The sequence below is a fragment of the Aquimarina sp. Aq78 genome (assembly GCF_900299525.1).
Taxonomy (GTDB): domain Bacteria; phylum Bacteroidota; class Bacteroidia; order Flavobacteriales; family Flavobacteriaceae; genus Aquimarina.
In genome coordinates this window covers 1-15,255 of record NZ_OMKA01000004.1, presented here as the reverse complement: position 1 = coordinate 15,255, position 15,255 = coordinate 1, and the positions used below count along the sequence as shown (strand labels likewise).

At 30.4% G+C, this 15,255-nt stretch carries 17 protein-coding genes; all 17 read right to left on the bottom strand.

Translation table 11 applies throughout. The features are described 5' to 3' along the window. Positions 1-129: 129 nt before the first annotated feature. Entirely contained in the window at positions 130-606 is a 477-nt protein-coding gene (locus tag DG435_RS07950; protein WP_106794418.1) for a YHS domain-containing (seleno)protein, read from the bottom strand. A 19-nt stretch (positions 607-625) separates the two neighbouring features. Beyond that, complete coding sequence (locus tag DG435_RS07945) at positions 626-1,054, bottom strand: hypothetical protein (protein WP_234387163.1); 429 nt, start codon at positions 1,052-1,054, stop codon at positions 626-628. Next, positions 987-1,337 carry a hypothetical protein gene (locus DG435_RS07940; RefSeq protein WP_106794453.1) on the bottom strand — a complete coding sequence of 117 codons (351 nt, stop codon included), beginning with the start codon at positions 1,335-1,337 and terminating at the stop codon, positions 987-989. The genes DG435_RS07945 and DG435_RS07940 overlap by 68 nt, the downstream gene beginning before the upstream one ends. A 93-nt stretch (positions 1,338-1,430) precedes the next feature. After that, positions 1,431-2,483: an AraC family transcriptional regulator gene (locus tag DG435_RS07935; protein WP_108840582.1), complete on the bottom strand. Its 1,053-nt coding sequence runs from the start codon at positions 2,481-2,483 to the stop codon at positions 1,431-1,433. Positions 2,484-2,902: 419 nt separating this feature from the next. Further along, positions 2,903-3,370, bottom strand: a complete 468-nt coding sequence (locus tag DG435_RS07930) for a hypothetical protein (protein ID WP_106795178.1) — start codon at positions 3,368-3,370, stop codon at positions 2,903-2,905. A gap of 182 nt (positions 3,371-3,552) precedes the next feature. Then, positions 3,553-4,512, bottom strand: coding sequence for a hypothetical protein (locus tag DG435_RS07925; protein WP_106795179.1), 960 nt, complete (start codon positions 4,510-4,512; stop codon positions 3,553-3,555). After that, on the bottom strand, positions 4,496-5,020 hold the full coding sequence (locus DG435_RS07920; protein WP_159025829.1) for a hypothetical protein: 525 nt from the start codon (positions 5,018-5,020) through the stop codon (positions 4,496-4,498). The genes DG435_RS07925 and DG435_RS07920 overlap by 17 nt, the downstream gene beginning before the upstream one ends. A gap of 89 nt (positions 5,021-5,109) precedes the next feature. Further along, positions 5,110-6,297 carry a PilN domain-containing protein gene (locus tag DG435_RS07915; protein ID WP_108840581.1) on the bottom strand — a complete coding sequence of 396 codons (1,188 nt, stop codon included), beginning with the start codon at positions 6,295-6,297 and terminating at the stop codon, positions 5,110-5,112. Further along, positions 6,297-8,192 carry a type II secretion system protein GspD gene (locus DG435_RS07910; protein WP_106795045.1) on the bottom strand — a complete coding sequence of 632 codons (1,896 nt, stop codon included), beginning with the start codon at positions 8,190-8,192 and terminating at the stop codon, positions 6,297-6,299. The genes DG435_RS07915 and DG435_RS07910 overlap by 1 nt, the downstream gene beginning before the upstream one ends. A 2-nt stretch (positions 8,193-8,194) precedes the next feature. Further along, a complete protein-coding gene (locus DG435_RS07905) occupies positions 8,195-9,610 on the bottom strand; it encodes a GspE/PulE family protein (protein ID WP_106795046.1) in 1,416 nt (471 codons plus the stop codon). Next, complete coding sequence (locus DG435_RS07900; protein ID WP_159025801.1) at positions 9,607-10,092, bottom strand: hypothetical protein; 486 nt, start codon at positions 10,090-10,092, stop codon at positions 9,607-9,609. Before DG435_RS07900 ends, DG435_RS07905 begins: the two co-directional genes overlap by 4 nt. Next, positions 10,092-10,514 carry a type II secretion system protein gene (locus tag DG435_RS07895; RefSeq protein ID WP_199852736.1) on the bottom strand — a complete coding sequence of 141 codons (423 nt, stop codon included), beginning with the start codon at positions 10,512-10,514 and terminating at the stop codon, positions 10,092-10,094. Before DG435_RS07895 ends, DG435_RS07900 begins: the two co-directional genes overlap by 1 nt. A 9-nt stretch (positions 10,515-10,523) precedes the next feature. Next, positions 10,524-11,657, bottom strand: a complete 1,134-nt coding sequence (locus DG435_RS07890; protein ID WP_106795048.1) for a type II secretion system F family protein — start codon at positions 11,655-11,657, stop codon at positions 10,524-10,526. Beyond that, the gene (locus DG435_RS07885; RefSeq protein ID WP_254519197.1) at positions 11,647-12,141 is read right to left on the bottom strand and encodes a type II secretion system protein J; all 495 of its coding nucleotides are present in this window, start codon (positions 12,139-12,141) and stop codon (positions 11,647-11,649) included. Before DG435_RS07885 ends, DG435_RS07890 begins: the two co-directional genes overlap by 11 nt. Next, on the bottom strand, positions 12,128-12,469 hold the full coding sequence (locus DG435_RS07880) for a hypothetical protein (protein ID WP_106795050.1): 342 nt from the start codon (positions 12,467-12,469) through the stop codon (positions 12,128-12,130). The genes DG435_RS07885 and DG435_RS07880 overlap by 14 nt, the downstream gene beginning before the upstream one ends. After that, positions 12,447-13,670 (bottom strand): hypothetical protein, encoded by a 1,224-nt coding sequence (locus DG435_RS07875; protein WP_159025803.1) that lies wholly within the window; start codon positions 13,668-13,670, stop codon positions 12,447-12,449. Before DG435_RS07875 ends, DG435_RS07880 begins: the two co-directional genes overlap by 23 nt. After that, the gene (locus DG435_RS07870) at positions 13,667-14,443 is read right to left on the bottom strand and encodes a toxin-antitoxin system YwqK family antitoxin (RefSeq protein WP_106795052.1); all 777 of its coding nucleotides are present in this window, start codon (positions 14,441-14,443) and stop codon (positions 13,667-13,669) included. Before DG435_RS07870 ends, DG435_RS07875 begins: the two co-directional genes overlap by 4 nt. Positions 14,444-15,255: the final 812 nt, after the last annotated feature.

The following is a 15,255-nucleotide window of genomic DNA, read 5'->3' as shown; positions in this document are numbered from 1 at the left end:
GATTTGTTTGATGTTTTATCTCATGTATAAAAGAACACCCTAACGAATTAGCCAAGGTGTTCTCCAAAAGAAAAACTAATCACACCGGTTAGAACTTTTCTACTAGACTAAAGAAAAGTATCAAAACCTCTAATTATATGTATTACGAAGCTTCTCCCAATTACCATTAGCTTTTATAACTAATTTTTTATGATTGTTTTCTGCAAGCCATAATTGTTGTGCGTCTAGCTCTATGTTATACAAAAACAAAAAGTATTTTCCATCTTTTACCACAAACTTATTTGGGTCTGGTCTAAACTTAGCACCAGCATATATTCCAAATGCACAGAATCCCCCATACTCTGGTAAGTAGTGTTTAGGGTTTTTATCAAATTTGGATTTTTGTTCTTTAGATGTAAAATAATACACAACCTTCTCATGTTCAGATTTATATTCTTTGTTTCCTCGTTGTGCAATACCGAGATCCAGATATGATACAGGGCTATACCCTTGCAAAGCTATATTACTGTTATCAATATTGTTTCCTTTCTTATCCTGCGCAGTAATAGTCATGGTCGTTATTATCATTACTACTATTGCTATTCTTATATTTTTAAAAGTTTTCATATGTATAATTTTAAAATTGTTATTCGATTTCACTTAAAGAGACTACCAGAAAAATTACTGCAGCATTTACCCAATAGTAATACCCATCTATTCCTTTTAGATCAAACAAAAAGGGAAGTATCATAAATGTGATCGCTACCAAAAGATCTATTGCCAGATGTCCTTGATATGGAATTGTTCTTGCAATCCCTAACCTGTAATTTGTAAGTACGCTAACCACAATTACCGCAAGCCCAGTTATAATCGAAAACCAAAATGCTATTCCTGAAGAATTTCCTAGATTTAATAGCATTGGCAATATTATAAGACCTACTGCTGCCGAATAATCGGCTACACCATGTAGCGTAGGTGTAATAATTCTTAGTTTCATATTTTCCATCTTAAGCATTAAAATATTCTTCTTGTACAACCTGTCCGTCATTGTTCCATATTCGTCTAATGATTTCATGCCAATAAATTGTACTATTATCGGTCATCTCGAAATCAAATGTGAATTCTGAAGCTGAAACATTACCGTCTACTATCGTATGGTGATGAGTGATACCATTTACTTTTTTAATAGAATTGGCAAAACCTTCCATTTTTTCTACCATTTGTGCTTTGTTTTTGGTGGTAAGATTATTGTAATCAGAGGTTGTAGCATCCTCAGCAAAAAATTGTTTTACTGCATCTACTATTGCTCCTTGTGTAACAATACTATCCATTTCTGTAGCTAATGCTTTAATATCCATTGTTTTTATTTTTAAATGATTAAACAAATATTGTTTTGTAATTACACTACAAATTTCTGGATATATCAAGGAAAGAGGACTACAAAAAAAGGACTAGTTCTTGTACTTTTTATTCTTGAAATGTGATGGAGATTCTCCTGTATAATGCTTAAAGAAGTTAGAAAAATGATTAGGCTCTTCAAAACCTAACTCCAATGAAATTTCCTTAATAGTAAGGCTTTTGGACAAAAGAGATTTTGATGTATTAATCATCTCACACCTAATAAGTTTTCCCAGAGAAGTTTGCATTTTATCTTTCACTTTCCTGGAAAGTACTTTTGGAGAAAGATTCATTTTTGAAGCATAAAAGTTGAGGGTTCTCTCTTTAGTATGATATTGCTGAAGAAGTTCGATTATACTCTGAGAGAAAAGATCTCTATTTTGATAATCAAAATTCTCTCTAAATTCTTGAGGGTTCCTACCAACATTATTTTTAAAAACTCTGGTAAAATATGCCGGATCATTGTACCCTAAATCATAAGATATTTCTTTAATACTTTTATCAGTAAAAGCAATCTCTTTTTTGCTTTCTAATAGTTTTTTACCCGATAAGAGAGATTTTAAAGAAATTCCTATTTTATTTTTTATCAAAGACTGAATATTATATCCGTTTTCATCAATCAAAGCCGTGAGTTCTCTATTATTAATATTACTAGAATATTGTGTATCAATAATATCCTTTGTATCAAAAATAATTCGGTACTCCTCTTTATTTGCCTGAAATGGATTTTGGTAATACCATTGTTCTGCAGAAACATCTATGATGCGATCTACTGCTATATCATAATCAATTTGATTTGTTATTTTTTGGAAATCATTGGATTCATCAAAATTTATGTACCCCAAAGAAATAAGATGTTTAAATAACACTCTAAACTCTTTATTTCTAAAAACCGTTTTATCAGGAAATTCAATTTTTTGAATCAAGAAGTCATCTGAGAGAAATTTTATGTATTGTCCTTTTTCAAGATAAATGGCTTTATTTTGCCAATCGAAGTAATTCTTAAAATCAACTTGAATACCACCACTACCAGATAAAACCTGGAAAAAAGTATATTGATTTATAAAGTATACTTTATTTATTTCTGGTGTAAATTCTATAAACACGATAATCGTTTGATTGGTGTATTATAAGTCGAAATTTTTATCGAAAAATAACATCTTAACAGTTTATTAATTATCAAAATCAATAAAAGCTTTTCTTAAAGAGCTTAAGAACGTAAGTTCGATCTAATACCATTTACACTTTGAATTTAGAGGGTAATAAAAATCGTCAAATCGAGTGATTTTTAGAAATATAATGAAGAAAAATTGTATCGAGATTAGGTTTTTGTTGGAAAACAGCTTATTCTCGACACATTTTCTTGTCTTTGCAAGCCAAGAAAACACTCGACCTGACGCAGTTTTCTTGCACCGAACTCAGCTTAAGAATATACTTTTTAGAATATAGAGAGTAAAGGATGGTATGGAATATTTTCTTAATGGCAGAACGTATTCTAGGCATAATACCAAATTACACCCAGTTGTTATTTACTTTTTAATACGGTTTTATTTTCCTTACTTCTTTTTATTATTATAGAATCTCTATAGATTTTTTTTACCGAAATATCTTCTAGCATCTCCCCTTCTCTAATCTTATAAAACTTATTATTCATTCTAATTAAGATTAATTCTGAAGTACTTTTGGCTCCTTTAACAAAACCATGATAGCTTAATTTAGGCCATGGTTTTTTGATATTATTTTTAGGAGCACTATTTGTTTTCTTAGGTCTAGGCACTAATTTCGTATTTGTCTTACGTTTTTTTGCTCTAGAAGTCGTATACTTTCCTAAGAAAGGATCTCTTTCAATTTTTCTAAGATTAAAAGTATCTTTTGAAAAATTCATTCTAGGATCTACAATAGTAATTGGATTGACCGACATGCTATCTTCTTCTGTATTGTTTCCAAAAAAGTTGAAAATTTTATTAAAAACAATTGCCCAGATGATAAGCATGAAAAAAATCAAAACGCTATTTAAAATCTTTTTATTCACTAGCCTAAAAATTATAATTAATACCATCTTAACTTTGAAATAGCACTAATAAATTGTTTCTTTTTCTTTTATTCTTCGTTAAAAAATAAATTCAATTTCTATACACACGATTTCAAAGTTAAAATGATATAAGTAGATTCTATTTACTCAACCGTTATTTTTCTAACTTCACTATACGTACTTTTATTACCTGCTTGATCCACTATTCTCACTCTCCAATAGTAATCTCCTAAATTAGAAAATGTTATTCCCTGAGAGTTCGAACTCGTCGGCACGGTTTCAATTATGGTTGCAAAACCACTATCTGTTGCTACTTCTATAACGCTGGATAATGTAGATTGTATTTCTCCAGTATCACTAGGTATATTCCAGGTAAAAGTAATAGGAGATGACCCTTTTGCATCGTTATTAGGTGATGCCAATGTAGGTTGATTAGGTGCCTGGGTATCTAAAAAAATCTTTCTCGTTGAAAATTCGGTTTCACTATTATCATTTATGGCTTTTACTTTCCAGGTATAAATTGCATCTTCACTTAAAACTGTAGAGTTAAGTGTAAAGTTATTATTGGTTAAATCAGGAGTCTGTATTTCTGTAGCTGTATTGCCTTGGATAGTTTTATCAACAACTACAGTATATGTAGTCGCTGACTGAATTCTATCCCAGGTTAATATTAAAGCATCTTTATTCGTATAAAAATTCTCTGATGGTGACGTTAAAAATACAGTTTGGTTTGTTAAATCGTCTGATACAGAAAGTGTAAAAGAAATAGGGAAACTATAGGCTGTAGTATATGCAAAATTTTCTCCTCGTATCCTCCAGCTATATTCGCCGGGATTAAGCCCATATGTAAAGTTATTACCCTTAACTAATGAATCTAACACGTTTCTTTGTGTGGCTTCTTCTACTACTTGTATTCTATAATCATCTGCATCTCCTAATTCATCCCATCTAAATTGAACCGAATTACCATCCAGATTACTTTTATCCTTTGGTGCTACGGTTGTTACCAAATCATCTGTAATATCTTCTTCGAGAACATCATCGCATGCTATCAACAGAAATAAACTGCTAAAAACTATACCTATACTAACTATTTTTTTCATAATTCTGAAATATTATCTTTACTCTTAATTTATTTTTCCGTGTTTGGAATTCTTTTTCTTTTGTAAATGAAATGCTAACAATATTTGAAAACTTAAATTCTCTTTCAAATGCATACACAATTTCTAACAGCGCATTAAAATCTCCTTCTAGCGTTAACTGGTTACTAATTACATTAAAACCATTACTTTCTGCTATATGAATTTCATCTAAGTTAAAAACATATACATTATCATAAGATGATGTAAAATCAAGTATTTGTTGTTGTATTTCTTCGGGCTCTATGCCCTGTTTACCTATTATTTTATCATAAAATTTTAATTCTACCTGTGTTTGAGTAACATCGGTCGTTGATGAATTTACATACTCTAATTTGTCTTCTAATTCTTGAACCTGATCATAAGCCTGTCGAGTGATTTTAAAAGATCTTTTATTCGCTGCCATGAATAGCAATATTCCTATTGCTATAAGTCCAATTAATTTTTGTTTATATGTTAGATTTGCAAACACTATTTTATCTGTTTGTTTTATTGTTTTTTACAGGTCAGATGGAATTCGCCAATAATCATTTAGGTAAATATTAACTAAGTTATTATGACTCATTTCACAACGATTTTTAAAGTAAACTCACTTTTTTTATTTCTACTCTTACTAAAATCCAAAATCTCTATTTTGGAAATCCATTTTTCTTTCTTTAATTCTTTAACCCAAGAATTAATTGGCATACTCGAACTAGAATTACCATTAATAATAATGGTATTTGTTTCAAATACTATTTTTTCAAAATTCTTAATCTTTTTCTGTGTAGGATTTACCTTTAGACTATTAAGTCCCACATTATTAGGAATAGAATTTACAATACGATACATATAAAAAGAAAGAAAATTCTGACTTAAGATTCCAGATTCCTGAAGTATTTTTGTTTTGTTTTGCTTTTCGTTTTCTAGTTTTTTAACCTGATTATAAGTATCATTAAGGTTGTATAACTGAGATTCGTAACTTACATACTTATCGTTATAATAATTCAATAACAAATAGCTAATCAATAAGGCTGATAGGAAAAAAATCCCCAGTACAGTAGCTACAGTATTGAATGTCTTTTTAAGTACATTTTCTTTTTTATTCTGTTTTAAAAACTCTGCTTCATAGCTAAAATCATCTGAAGGATACAAATAATGAAGTAGTGTAGAAAACAAAGGAACCTGAGTATTGCTAATCCTCTCTTCTCCCAAGATATATTCCTTTGTAATAGTATCTAGTTTCTGAGTTTCTATCAAATAATTCTCATCAAAACTCAATTCGTAATCGGCAGAAATAATTGATGACTCATTAGATAACCCTTTAAATAGTACTCCAACAAAAGGGCCAATACTATAATCTACAACCAAATATTTATTTTCTAAAAACAGTGCAAAGAATTTTTCTAAGACATCTTTTCTTACAATTGAAATAAAATTTTGTTGACTTTGATGTAGTTCATAAATATAGAAATCATCAATAGAAGCATTAAACAATACCTCCTTTAAATAGTTTCCTTTTGCAGAAACTTGTTTGTTTATAATACCTTTTCCATAAAAATTGAGAAGTAAGGGAACCGATGTATTCACTTTATCTTTAACAACCTCAAAATCTTCTGTAGAAAACGAAGTTTCTATCGACAAAGCATCAGATTTCTTATCTATAATAAGCACATTGTACATAGGAATATCTCCCAATACTACACCTACAATAGCATATTGTTTTTCCTGAAAAGGCTTAAGGATACTATTTTTTATCTGTTCTAACATTAGTAAACAACAGTCGGTTTTATAAATACATGTAATTTTGACTTCTTCTTTTTCTTGGTTTTACTACTAAAAAACCATTTTATTATTGGTATTCTAGATAATAATGGTGTTCCTGTTCCTGAGTTTTCTTTTTCTAATTCATCTAATCCTCCAAGGAGTATCATTTCACCATTTCGTACTCGAACCAAAGACTCAAATTGTTGGGTCGATTTTCCCGGTGGAGCGTTCTCTCCTGCTCTTCCTAAAAAGGCACTTTTTTCTACAACAATAGTTAGTGTTATTTGTTCATCTTTAGAGACAAAAGGTTTTATATTAACACTTAAATTAGCATCTGTAGCTTTCCATTGACCTGACTGCAAAATATCACTACCAACGCCATTATTAATTAACCTATTATTTTGTTCGAAGTAATAATTAGTTTCTCCGATAGAAATTTTTGCTTCATGACCGCTTAGTGTAGAAATCTTAGGAGTCGATTGTAATCTGATTATAGAATTATTTTCTAACGCTCTTAAATTAAGATAAAAGTCTTTTGCTACTTTACCAAGATTAAAAATACCAAACCCATTAAAGGCATCAATCAATTTATTTACAGAAGATGAATTTAAATTAACTTCAGCTTGTGGAAATAAAACTCCAGAAGTAACTCTTTCTTTTTTATCTATCCCCGCTTTAATCCCGGTTTGAATATCATACCCTTTTTGATATTGTACTATGAGTACCTCTATAAGGATCATAGGTACCACTTTATCAATTTGTTTTATATACTCTTTTAACTCCAGTATTCTTGGTCTTGACCCAGAAACTACGAATCCATTAAGTTCTATAAACTCCTTAAGTTCTACATTTTCTATTAAGTCCTTAGGTAATGTTTCTAAAACAGTTTCTATTGTTCTATTCTCTAGTTGTATCAGTTCAGTACTTCTGAGGCCTTCTCCATTTTGGTCTCCAATAAGGTAAAAATCATCTGCTTTTTTATACGTGCTGTTTTTACCCATAAAAACATGATCCAAAAGCTCATCAAAAGTAATTTCGTTTACCACCAATGTTGTTGTAGCTCCTGCAGGTTTATCATACATAAAATAGTTTACATTGAGTTTTTCTGCTGCTTCCAATATTAGCGAAGTAATATCGGCATCAAATGCCTGAACACTCAAAAATCCGCTTGGTAAAACCGTTATTTCTGCAGATGACTCTGGAGTTCTGGTCTTTTTACCTTTTCTTGATGATCCAGTAGTGGTACCTGCTGGTAGTACTTGATCTTTTTCTATATAGTAAAACCCATTATCATCTTTAGTGATTATTAATCTATTAGATTTAGCCATCATCTCCATTACCTGATCAAATGGTCTATTTAAGATATAAGCAGAAATTTTTTCGTTTTTCACATTAGGGCCTAAGATTACATTTTTACCTGATACATCAGTAATCTTTTGAGCTACGCGAGGTAAAGAATCATTTTTAAGTTTTATAGCTAAAAAATCATTTTGACTATTGTAAGTGACGTCTATTTCTTTAAGCACTTTTGGTTTAGGAAGTTCTTTTGGTTTTATAGTTTTCTTAAAAACGATGATTTTGTTTATAAACTCTATACTCAGGTTGTATTTTTTAATCACAAAAAGAAACACATCCTTAACAGGAACATTAAAAAAACTACTGGATACAATCTGATTAAGATCCGGATCTGCACTTATATTTAATTTGTGTTCTATAGCAACAGATGTTAAAAAATCATATAGTGTAAGCCCCGAAACATCAATCTGTATTGTTTCATTAAGTTCGGGAGTATCTTCTGCATATGCATTAATTTGTTCCTCAATCTTTTGCATGTCCTGTTGTCCATACGAAAGTGGAATTATACAAATTAATACTATATAATATAAAAGTTTCTTCATAATTAAGCTTTGATTAGCAGCGAATAAATTTCTTCGAGAGAAGTTTCCCCTTCTTCTAATAAATTAAAAGCTTTATCCGCGAGGCTTTGGTATTTATAACTTATATTTTGTTCTAGATTATGACTATTATTTTTAATGGCATTAACTACATCATCTGTAATCGATACAATTTCATAGATTGCTCTTCTGCCTTTATATCCTGTATAATAACATTCTGTACATCCTACCGGCATATGATGTGTTGATATGGCTCTCGGAAGTTTGTAATTTCTAGGTAGTTCCTCTTCATTAAAAGGAGTTTCTTTTTTACAATGTGAACAGAGTTTTCTAACTAATCGCTGAGCAACAGACAGGTTTAAGGTTTCTGCAATATAAAATGCGGGAACCCCCATATCGACTAATCTGGATATCGTTCCCAGTGCAGAATTAGTATGTATTGTAGACAACACTAAATGCCCTGTCAACGATGCTCTAATGGCCATTTTAGCTGTTTCGGCATCCCTGATTTCTCCAAGCATAATTATATCTGGATCTTGCCGTAAAAATGATCGTAATGCCGAAGAAAAAGTAAGCCCTATGTCTTCTTTAAGTTGTACTTGGTTAATTCCTTTTAACGTATATTCAATCGGATCTTCTACGGTTACAATATTTCTTTTTACATCATTAAGAAGTTTTAGCGTAGCATATAGTGTTGTTGTTTTACCAGATCCAGTGGGTCCGCTAATCAATACAATACCGTTATTCTTTTTTACAGCTTCAAGGTATTTTTCTTTTTCATCTGACTCCAATCCTAAGTCTTCTAATCTAATATTAGAAGCATCTTTTCCTAACAAACGCATCACCACTTTTTCACCATGTAATGTGGGTAATATAGAAACTCTAATATCAAAATCTTTATAATCTATCCTTCCATCTTGTGGTAATCTTTTTTCTGTGATATCAAGATTAGATTCTATTTTGATCTTATTCACCAATTCTAAATAACTCTCTTTAGGAATTTTATACTTTTCAACTAAAACACCATCAATACGCAATCTTGCTCTTGCTTCTTCTTCATATACCTCGAAATGAATATCACTACTACCAATAGATTTGGCTTCAAAAATCAAATTATCCAAAAAACTACTTTCTACAGTAGAGATGCTTTGTGTTACTTCCTGATCCCTGTTATTCTTCCTGTAATAAACAAATAGTGCCTTATTTAATCGTTCTGATGAAATCTCATCAAACTTCAATGGTTTTCCCAAATACAGTTCTAGTTCTTCCTTGATTTGAGAATTTACTTTTTCTGCATCAATATAGAGTTCCATCACATCTTCGGTATTGTTCTTTGGAATAATACTATAATGATGTGCTAAATCAGCATTAATAAGCTGCTTTAGTTCTACAGATATTTGTATGTTGGTATCAGTGCTCAAATGATAAAGTCGTAAAAAATATTAGTGGATAAAAATAGATTAGGAATCATTACTATAATGATATAAAGTGACAAGTATCCTGCTAGTGGTATTGTGTTTTGCTCACTTTTATTCTGAAATATAGCATACAATATTAAAGACAATATCATCCCCGAAATAAAGAACAGCATATAATTTCTAAATGAAAAGAGAGGGATTACAGCAATTAAAAACACTAAATCTCCTATACCAATATATTGTTTAAATGGGTTTTGAATTTTTGATTGTTTAATGGAAAAATATGCCGCAATAGAAATAAAATTAATACCAATAAATAGTAATGATTTCAGACTATCAAAAAGAATTAATACATCTTTATTCATATACATACTCACTGCAAACACCAAAATAGGTAGCCCGATGTGTATATGTCTATATTTGACATCCTGATATAACATCATCCCAAAAGAGATAAATAAAATAGATACTAATATGTATATCATTAGTCCTTTACCGTTTCTTTTAATAGCTTATTATGATCAATCTCCCAGGTATTAAAGCTACCATCCCCATCAAAATCTGATAAAGAAACTGCTCTGGCTCTAAACGAATTAGTAGATGCCTCTGTTATTTCAATTCTATACACAGCCTGTCCTCCTTCACTAATAGATAGTGCTGGCTCAAAACCTAAGGCTTCAAAATCGGTTGTATATTTAGAATTTCTATAAAAATAGCTTTTCTCTAATCCATACAAATGGTTTAGCATGCTCTGAGCTTCAATAGCTTTTGCTTGTGATACTACAGCAGTTTGATTTGGTAATACCAATAGTATCAAAATCCCAATAATACACAATACAATTACCAATTCTGACATCGAATATGCCTTTACATACCCCTTTTTACAGGTGTTCATTTTTATTTTCATTTTCCTTTTTTAAGAAGGTTGAATAATTTTACTTAAATCAAACATAGGTGAATACATTGCAATTAATACTGTACCCACAACCAAACCTATAATTACAATTATTAATGGTTCCATAATAACACCAATCATCTTAGTTTGATGTTGTACTTCTTCATCGTATTGCTTAGCCAATCGCTCAAACATATCATCTAATTTATTTACTTGCTCAGCTACGCTAACAAGTGAAACCAATTTAAAATCATATATAGAATGTTTGGCTAATGCTTTTGAAAAAAGAGTTCCTTTTGTCACCTCTTTTTTGATCATATCTAAACTTGATTCTAATGGATAAAAAGATATCATACGCTGCACTAAATCCAAAGAAGTAACTAATGGAGTTTTTGCAGATAATAATAAGCTTAGTGATTGACAAAAACGAGTGATATATATTTTTCTTACCAGTTTACCAAAAAACGGGAGGCGTATAATTACATTGGATATTGCTTTTCTGTAAAAAGTATGGTCTTTAAAGTAAAAATGAAAAGCAATTATCGAGACTAATACAATACCAAAAACTATACTTATGGTCGAAAAATGCTCTGAAACGTAAATAATCTTTTTAGTTAAATCTGGTAAATCTTTTCCAAACTGTTTAAATACAGTAGCGAACATAGGCACGACATACTTCATCATAAAATAAAGCACTCCAAAAGTTAACAGCAATACAAACGAAGGATATGTAAAAACAGATAACAACTGCCTTCTCATTTTTACTTTTCTATCAAAGTATTGATATAACTCTAATAATACTTCGTCCAATTTTCTGGTTTCTTCTCCAATTTTAACACTGAAGTATTCATACGGAGAGAATTTTCCAGAATCTCGTAACGCCTCGAATAAGGCTTTACCTTGTACTACTTCTTTTGTTATCGCTTGTATCAGATCTTTATGTTTCTCTTTCTTTTGCTGGTCTTTTAATATTTCGAGTGCCTTTCTAAAATCTACACCAGAGTTTAATAAAACAGAAAGTTCTTTATACAAATCCATTTTATCTTTATCAGAAAAACGATTACCAAAGCTCACTTCCTTAGAGAAAAAGCTATTGCTTTTCTTCTTTGTCTTAGTGACATTTTTTGTTTTATATGTTGAAATATTAATACTCATCCAGCAAATAATTATTCATTCTCGATGCAAGAGAAATTTCTTTTGATTCAAAAAAATCAAAACTTTTTCCTAGTATCTCAATCTTAAGTTTTATGAGTTGGTATTTTTCTTCAATTTTTTCATTTTGGTTAAGTTCAACCTCCAGAACTTTTATATTAAAAGTATCTACAGCTTCTGCTTTCCTGATTATTTTTTCTGTTCTGAAAAAATAGTGAACCTCTTTATTTGATACCTCTAGTATAATATGTTTATCATCATCTATATCTATAGATTTACTAAGTTGAACATCTTTTGAAAAAAGGTTTTGAAACTGGTTATACGCCATCAAATCATCTTGTTGATCTGCATAAACCACTACTTGCCTTGATAAATTATCATAAATAACATATACCATTGTAATTACCAATGACGATATCACCATGCCAATGACTAGTTCCAGCATCGTAAATGCTTGTAATCGTATATGTTTTTTACTCTTTAACAATGTATTGATACGTTTCTTTTTTTGACTGTACTTTTATCGTAAATACAACCTTATATCCTGTACTCTTTTCTAATTCCTCTACTTTCTTTACTACTGTAAAAGATTCAAAATCATAATCTTCATCTATAAATTGTTTTTCGGTTTTTGTTTCCCAAAACAATTCTTTTACCTTTTGTCGAGCCTGGTAATGAGCAATACTATGATCAGAACCTAATACTCTACTATAAATTATAAGCGCCATAGACAAACAAATCGCAATGATGGTCATGGCAATTACCGATTCTATAACAGACCCTGCTTTTACTTTATATTTGTTTAATAATTGCATAGGGTTTAAAGTATTCACTTTTATTTTTAAAGAGCGGTATCCTTACAAATTCATCAGGAAGGCTTTTCCTATCAATTGTTCCGTTCAAAATATAATTATCATAAGCAGAAGCCTCTGTCCTAAGGTAAAAGTTACTGGTATATACTGTACCTATTACATTTCCTTTAAGCTGCAACTTTCCACTACAGTAGATATCACCTATTACTTCGGCATCCTCTTCTACGGTAACGATCTTATCTAATCCTCTATTTATATCATTTATCACAACTCCTCCCAGAATCTTACTTTTCTTTCCTATAGTAACTTCTCTTTTATCCACATTACCTGTATTCATCAAAATACCTGATGGGTATTTTAAAACTACATTTTCTTCAAGCCCTACCACTTTTTCTGCTAACACCTGAACATTACCAATGAAACCAGATTCAAAAGCTACCTTTGGAGCATCTATAATAATATCTTCTAATACATTATTCTTCTTGATATAGACAGAGTCTTTGGATTTTATAACAATATTCCCCGAAAGCTTTTTATTATTTATGATTATAGTATCGCTTTCTATAACCAGTGTCTGCTTACTAAAACTATTATATAAGAGAACATCATCTTTTATATCATTTAGCCTAACCTGACGTACATTATTAATATCGTAAGCAAAATCTATATGATCGATTTTTGGCAAACTTGTTTTTGAGTTACGCTTTGTTCCTAACAAAAATTTTGTGTCTCGGTATGCGTTAGAAGTTATATACCCTGCTTTTATACCTGATTTTGGCAAAAATACATTACCTGTTATTTTAGCTTTCTCAACCATAAACAAAGGTTTCGAAGCATCTGAAAGGTATAGTGCTAGCGCATCTTCCTTCTGCCACTGCCCTATCAAAGCAGCTCTTTTTATAGTATCTTTCTTAAAAACAGAAGTGGTTAATAATACTTTATAAAACCCCCATGGTTTTATACTACCCGATGAAATCATGCCATTATCAAAAACATCTATGGTAATTCCCTTCTCTTCGATATCCTCTATTTTTGCAAGAAAATACTCTTGTGCTGATTCATTATTAGATACTAGTTCGGCATGGGCATCAAGCATTCCCTGATGTATTTTAGAATACCCACTCATTAGTAACAGTGAATAACAAAATATCCCTACTACAATACAAATTAGTATCGCATATGCTATAGAACCAGCTTTTATCACGTATTATCCTTTTCTTTTTTACCAAATAATCGTTGAAAGAAATTTGGTTTATCGTTAGGTGTCTTTTTTTGTTTTGTTTTTTTAGCTCCCTTTTTAGTATTCCCTTTTACCTTTGTTTTATTATTTTTTGCCTTTTTGGAAGTTGCTTTATTTTTATCTTTTTTAGAAAAAAGTCTTTTAAAGAACCCTGGTTTATTCTCCTTAGTAGATACAGAATCTTTGGCTTTCTTTTTAAATAGTCTACCAAAAAACCCTGGCTTTAGTGTATCTTTTTCTTTACGTACTTTTTTACTATAATCTATAGTATCTCCTTTTTGCACGAAAATCCATTTCCCCGATCGTTTACCACTAGTATATTTCCCCTTTGATATAACATTACCAATACTATCATAGAACACACATTTTCCATTTAATATCCCGCTGTTCCAATTTTCTGCCGTTGCTAATTGGCCATTTTTATACCACGATTTCCAGATACCAATCTTTTTTCCTTTATTAAAATTGCCTTTCTCAGCTAATTCATTAGAGTAATAATACTTGGTATATAACCCATCCAATAACTCTCCTGCATAATCACTTTGTGTAGCCTGTATTTTCCTGGATTTAAACCAATAGTACTTTACTCCAGCTTTTGGTTTTGGTTCATCATCTGTAATATGAAAGCTTTCTTTGTACTCGGTAGTACTAATATTTTTCTTATTAAACAGTTCCTGTGAAGTTTTACAACTCAACAGGCAGATGAATACGATACTTATATATATTATTTTTTGCATTCTTTTACAATACTTTCGAACCATTGTGGTTCTTAAAACGTTATTTATTCTATACTACACCCAGACTTAGTAGGTTACATCAACGACTACTATAAAAAATCTAAAAACTCATATCACGAATTCTTCTCAAAATATTGATAACCAGTGTTTTAAATTCACCTCAACAAAACATACACAGATACAACACCTTGTATACTTGTAAAAAATGAAGTCGCAAATATATTCATTTTTAAGTTGTTAAAAAGTTAAGATTTAACTTTACTTTAAGAGGTTTGTTTTTTTTAAAAAAACTAGCTCTCTATACATTTTCCACACCCTTTATTCGATTAATTAAACACATCAAATCACTCTACATCACGCTTTTACACTAACCTAAACTTCATAAAACTCATGCTTAATCTAACACTACATCATTTTTCACAGTACAAGAATACGAGCCCTGAGTTTCATTTTTCGGGACTGGGAACTTTTTTTTATTTTTTTTTTGATCTTTAACAGTATCACATCATAAATCTGTATTTATTTTGATAATACATTTAAGGCAGATAATTCTTATTTAAAAAATGAATAATTATTACTCTTCAAGAATATATATCTGATGTTATAAAAGCAATAAAATAATTGTTGATTTTAACAACAAATGGTTATTTTCGTTCTCATAAAAATTGACGAAGTTCTTTTAAATACTGATGTAAACAAGATTTTGATTACTATCCGTTTGGGATGCTACAACCTAATCGTCATAAAGACTCTAAATCCTATAGGTATGGATTCCAGGGACAAGAAAAAGACGATGAAATCAAAGGCGAAGG